The 5403-nt window shown below is 51.1% G+C and carries 5 protein-coding genes; 3 read left to right on the top strand and 2 right to left on the bottom strand.

The annotated features are described in order from the left end of the window. A partial coding sequence (locus tag OXG10_05840) for a chorismate-binding protein (GenBank protein MCY3826885.1) occupies positions 1 to 1339 on the bottom strand: 1339 nt, incomplete at its 3' end. 110 nt (positions 1340 to 1449) lie between these two features. On the opposite strand from OXG10_05840, the gene OXG10_05835 reads away from it, so the two are divergent. Beyond that, complete coding sequence (locus tag OXG10_05835) at positions 1450 to 2808, top strand: phosphomannomutase/phosphoglucomutase (protein ID MCY3826884.1); 1359 nt, start codon at positions 1450 to 1452, stop codon at positions 2806 to 2808. Here OXG10_05835 and OXG10_05830 read toward each other — a convergent pair whose 3' ends face one another. Next, positions 2809 to 3216 carry an OB-fold domain-containing protein gene (locus OXG10_05830; protein MCY3826883.1) on the bottom strand — a complete coding sequence of 136 codons (408 nt, stop codon included), beginning with the start codon at positions 3214 to 3216 and terminating at the stop codon, positions 2809 to 2811. Positions 3217 to 3371: 155 nt separating this feature from the next. Between OXG10_05830 and thiD the strand changes: the two genes are divergently transcribed. Together thiD and OXG10_05820 are read left to right on the top strand one after the other, a co-directional pair. After that, positions 3372 to 4154, top strand: a complete 783-nt coding sequence (gene thiD / locus OXG10_05825; protein MCY3826882.1) for a bifunctional hydroxymethylpyrimidine kinase/phosphomethylpyrimidine kinase — start codon at positions 3372 to 3374, stop codon at positions 4152 to 4154. A 214-nt stretch (positions 4155 to 4368) separates the two neighbouring features. After that, positions 4369 to 5148, top strand: a complete 780-nt coding sequence (locus OXG10_05820) for a hypothetical protein (protein MCY3826881.1) — start codon at positions 4369 to 4371, stop codon at positions 5146 to 5148. Positions 5149 to 5403: the final 255 nt, after the last annotated feature.

Genomic DNA, 5403 nt, shown 5'->3' with positions numbered 1-5403 from the left:
TTATGGTTATGCAACTGTCCATGTTGCCCGAAAAACTGAAGTAGCAGACGCATCCCCCGTATGCCCCTCTAGTCGTCGGCTCGGTTTCCTCGATTATCTCCATTGCCCTTACCTTCGGCGCTCCGGAAAGAGTGCCTGCGGGAAAAGTCGCCTTTATGACGTCAAAGGCATCCGCTCCCTCGGCAATCAGGGCCGTCACGTTCGAAACTATATGCATCACGTGGGAATATCTCTCCACGATCATGAAATCGTCCACTTTGACCGAGCCCGTGTTGGAAACTCTTCCCAGATCGTTTCTCGCGAGATCAACGAGCATTATGTGCTCGGCCCTCTCCTTGGGATCCGCAATGAGTTCGGTCGCGAGGCCTTCGTCCTCGGAGACGGTTTTTCCTCTCGGCCGCGTTCCGGCTATCGGACGGCTAGAGATTCTTTCCCCCTCGACCCTCACCATCACCTCCGGAGAAGATCCGGTGAGTATCTCATCACCCATCCTCAGAAAAAACATGTACGGAGAAGGGTTTAGTATCCTGAGCGCCCTGTAGAGATCGAAAGGATCGACCCTCAGGTCCGTCGTCCATCTCTGGGAGATCACTGCCTGTATTATGTCCCCTGATTTTATGTACTCCTTGGTCCTGAGAACCGCATCTTTGAAGTGTGCGGGTTCGAAATTGGATTCGATCTTGAATTCTTCCTCGCCAACATCTTGAGGAATACCGTTGGTAAACTTTTCGCTAAGCGAATTTCTAAGCTTGCTTTTAAGCTCGGCTATTTTCGCAAGGGACTTTTCGTACTCCTCCCTCGCATTTTTAACGTCGGGAACATAGGCATTTGAGATGATCTTTATCTTGCTCGTAACGTTATCAAATGCCAAAACGGTATCCATTACCATGTAAACGGAGTCCCAGACCTTTAGCTCATCAGGAGAGGTGTCGGGAATATCCTCTATAAATCTGATTATGTCGTAACCGAAGTAACCGACCGCCCCACCGTGAAATCTCGGAAGCTCCTTCGAAGAAACCGGCCTGTATCGTGAAAGCAGGTCCCGCAACGCCAGAATCGGGTCGCCCGTGAACGTTTCGGTTTCCCCGTCCGAGTACATTATCTCGATGATTTGGCCCTTCGAGCGGAATACCACCGAGGGTTCCGTGCCCAGAAAGCTGTAGCGCGCCCACTTGTCTCCACCCTCCACGCTTTCGAACAGAAAGGAGTAACCGGGCGAGTCTATCTTCCTGAAAACCGAAACCGGAGTGTCGTAATCGGCCAGAACTTCCTCCCACACGGGTACGAGATTCCCGTGTTCGAGGTTCTCTAGGAACTGTTCGTAGGGGGGTGAAACCATGGAAGGAAATGATAAGACTCGAAAAACTAAAGTCAAGAAGAACGCCTTTTATAAATCCCCGGGGACATTATAATTAAGGGCTTAAAAAATAAAGGAGCACGTTAACGTTGATTCCTGACAAAGCTATATTCAGAGAATACGACATAAGGGGCATAGCGGGAGAGAGCATCACAGAAGAGGTCGTCGAGAGAATCGGAAAAGCCTACGGAACCATGGTGGCCGAGGACGGGGGATCGGAGGTTTCCGTTGGATACGACTGCAGGAAGTCTTCCCCGGCTTTCCGGGACGCACTCTGCGAAGGAATAACCTCAACCGGCGTTAGTGTGGTCGACATAGGAATGGTAACGACCCCGATGGTTTATTTCTCCACCTTCACCTCAGGCGTTGATGGCGGGGTGATGGTGACCGCCAGCCACAATCCCTCCGAGTACAACGGGCTTAAAATGTGCGTCGGCCAGAACTCCCTTTTCGGCGAAGGCATACAGAAAATAAGAAAATCGGTCGAAGAGGGAAGGTTCAAAACGGGGAGGGGCGGAAAGAAACAGACAGACATAATTGAGAGCTATCTTGAGTTTTTCGAGCAGAATCTTCATATAGAACCGGGGATAAAAGTCGCGGCCGACGGCGGCAACGGAACCGCAGGAGTGACCTGCCCGCAGATACTCAGGAGATTCGGCTGCGAAGTTCATGAGCTATACATGGACCCTGACGGGGATTTTCCGAACCACCACCCCGATCCCACGGTCGAGGAGAATCTCTCCGACATAAAGAAAAAGATCGTGGAAGTCGGCCTCGATGTGGGCTTGGCGTTTGACGGGGACGCAGACAGGATAGGAATCGTCGATGAGCGGGGAAACTCAATGAGCGGAGACATGCTGCTCCTTGTCTATTCGCTCGACCTTCTCGAAACGAACCCGGGAGCGACCATAATAGGGGACGTTAAGTGTTCGGGAAACCTTTTCTCCAAGATACGGGAAGCCGGCGGGAATCCCATCATGTGGAAAACCGGCCACTCGGTAATCAAGGACAAGATGAAAAAGGAAGGCGCCGAACTCGGTGGAGAGATGAGCGGCCACATCTTCTTTAAAAACAGGTTTTTCGGATACGACGACGCTCTTTACGCAGGACTTCGGTTTCTTGAAATCCTCTCAAAAACAGGAAAGAAGGCCTCGGAACTGCTTACAGGGCTACCTAAAACCTTCGCAACCCCGGAGATAAGAGTAGATTGTCCCGATGAAATCAAGTTTCAGGTAACGGAAGCGGTAAAGAAAAAACTCGGGGAGCAAAATGAAGTGATCGACATAGATGGAGTCAGGGTTGAGTATCCGGACGGATGGGGCCTTCTCCGGGCATCCAACACCCAGCCAGCCCTGGTGCTTCGTTTTGAAGCTCAGACGGAATCAAGGCTCGCGGAAATAAGGGGGACCGTGGAAAAAACCCTTAAAGAAACGATCAATGAGATCGGCTGATCAGGAGCTCTCCCTTACCGGGATAAATTTGTAGGAACTGATATCCGTTCCGTCTGGCGCTTTCTTTATCACCCCGACCGTAACGCCCATCTCCTCTCCGAACTCAAGAGAATCGGGATCTTCGGTTTCAACCTGCGCCATGACCCTCACGCCTTCCGGAAAATCAACAAGAGCTAGAACATAGGGCACCGTGAATTCCGGCATGCTCCTTCTCACGACTGTAAAGGAATGCAGAACGCCTGTTGGGCTGAGAAGTCTCTCTTCCACGTCATCTGAAAAACTCACTGGGTCCGCAAGGTACCTAGGAAAGGTCCAGTTGTCGGATTCCTTGCAGTAACCCGCAATCAGCCTCACTCTGCCCTCATCGTCGGTTGTAAACAAATCCGGTCTGAAAATATCTTCGCTCATGACTCTCTCTCCTTAAACGATCGTTTAGCGTGAAGGGAAATTATATACAACTGAAAACAGTTTTCAATTCCAGTAAAGACCCCCCGGCGGAGAAGCCCTTGTCCGGGTTTGTAAAAAAACAGGTGAATTTGTAGAATCCTTACGTGGCGGAAAAAATCCCAAGAGCGCTTACCGTTGCCGGGTCCGATTCAGGAGGAGGGGCAGGGATCCAGGCTGACCTTAAAACTTTCACTGCTTTGGGAGTGTACGGACTTTCCGTGCTCACCTCCGTTACCGCCCAGAATACCCTGGAGGTAAGCGCGATTCATGACCTTCCCGAGCAGTTTGTGGGACTGCAGTTTGACGCCGTGATGAGCGACATAGGCTGCGACGCGGCGAAGCTGGGAATGCTTTCCAATGAAAAAATCATTGAGACCGTGGCGGAAAAAATAGACCTCTATGGAATTGAAAAGCTCGTTGTCGACCCCGTGATGAGTTCAAAAGGCGGGACCGCTCTTTTAAAAGACTCAACGGGACTTCTAAAAAAAGAGATTCTCCCAAGGGCGCTCATAGTGACTCCGAACATACCCGAGGCAGAAATACTGAGTTCTGTTAGCATAGGCGGCATAAGCGATATGAAGACCGCAGCCGAGAAGATCCTCTCGTTTGGAGCGAAGGCGGTTCTTGTAAAAGGGGGCCATCTCGCAAAAGATCACCCGGCGGTAGATCTTTTTTTCGACGGGGAGACATTTGAAGAACTGGTTAGCGAGAGAATCGAAACGAAGAACACCCACGGAACCGGCTGCACCTTTTCGGCGGCCGTGTGCGCTTTTTTGGCAAAGGGAATGTCTCTTCCGGTTTCCCTTGAGAATTCGAAAGCCTTTGTGACGAAGGCGATAAGAAACTCTTTGGAGATAGGAAAGGGCCACGGACCTCTTAATCACCTCGGGGAAAGCTGAGAATCAAATTGGCTGATTGGAATTTATCGCGCTAATCTTTATTCCTCCTCAAGAAAGAAGGTGGCGTTTCTTCATAAATACTAATTATTATTTATTCATAAGCTTCCTCATGCAATAGAACCGCTTCCCTATATTGTATATAATTTCCCTATCGAAAGTGTCCGTTCGGAGCATGGCACGTTTGTCTGGAACATGGGACGCTCCGAAGAGTGCAATGCAGCGAGCCGTAGCGCCGGACTTTTTGCGAGGATCAGAACACATGCCCCAAAACCGAACCGACCGAGCACATTCCGAACCCGGGACATGCCAGACCCGGCTGGCAATTTCGGCGGTGCTGTTCACGGTGCTGGTTATCGCGGTTCTGACATTGGCGGGCATTGGGGCACGTTACTGGACCCGCGGGGATTTCAACGTTATTCATGCCCTGTTGATTCTGTTCCTTTCGATTAATCTGGTGATCTGCTATTGGGAAGTGTGCCTGTTCCTCAAACGCGACTATATCGAGCGGCGCACCGAATATTGGCGCAAGCGCTGGCGGGAAACGGGCCGAAAACCGTCCACCGAATTCCTTACCACAAAGGTTCCGTTAACGAGGGTGTTGTCGCCGACGGTATGGGCGGATGTCTGGGCGACGTATTCCCAGTTTGACGGTTCCTACGCAGACCGGCGCACCTACGGTTACAGCGTGGATATTGCCAACGGCTTCGTGACCCCGATCCCGACGTTGATTCTCTACGCCGCCTTCACCTTCGATATCTTGCCCGCTCCCGTCGCGGGAATCGTCGGAGTGATACTGTTCTGGCAGTTGACGTACATGACCTCAGTTTATTGGGTCAGTTTCTTCTCGGCCAATCGACAAACCCGAATCAGCCGATGGGATATGTACATCTACATCTGGGGGATGAATTCTCCATGGGTGCTTTTCGCGCTACTGGGACTCTACGTCTCCATTCGTCTGATCGTGAACGGCGACTACAGCGTTTTGGGTTATTGATAACGGTTCCCGGGGTTCGCCGCTGATCGGGCCTACCGCCCTCCAGGGCGTTATCCGTAATTCCCGCCGGAACGAATTGGAAGATGGATGGGCCGGTCGCCTAAACAGTGTCTGTCAGAAAAGACCTAACTCATTGAAATAGAACAGAATATTGCTGATTTTCTAAGGGTTCTTCCGGCAGACACTATCTAGATAAATCCCACGGTGATTCCGTTCTAGATACGGGGTGCAGTTTTATTAAAAAGTTACGGGCAG

Source organism: Candidatus Dadabacteria bacterium (genome assembly GCA_026706695.1).
Lineage (GTDB): Bacteria > Desulfobacterota_D > UBA1144 > Nemesobacterales > Nemesobacteraceae > Nemesobacter.
Note: the sequence above shows the minus strand (reverse complement) of the source record. Positions and strands in the feature narration are given on the sequence as shown.

What these genes read in the sequence shown, in the direction of transcription:
- OXG10_05820 (MCY3826881.1), top strand. Translation starts at nt 4,369, where the DNA reads ATGCAGCGAGCCGTAGCGCCGGACTTTTTGCGAGGATCAGAACACATG.
- OXG10_05830 (MCY3826883.1), bottom strand. Translation starts at nt 3,216, where the DNA reads ATGAGCGAAGATATTTTCAGACCGGATTTGTTTACAACCGACGATGAG.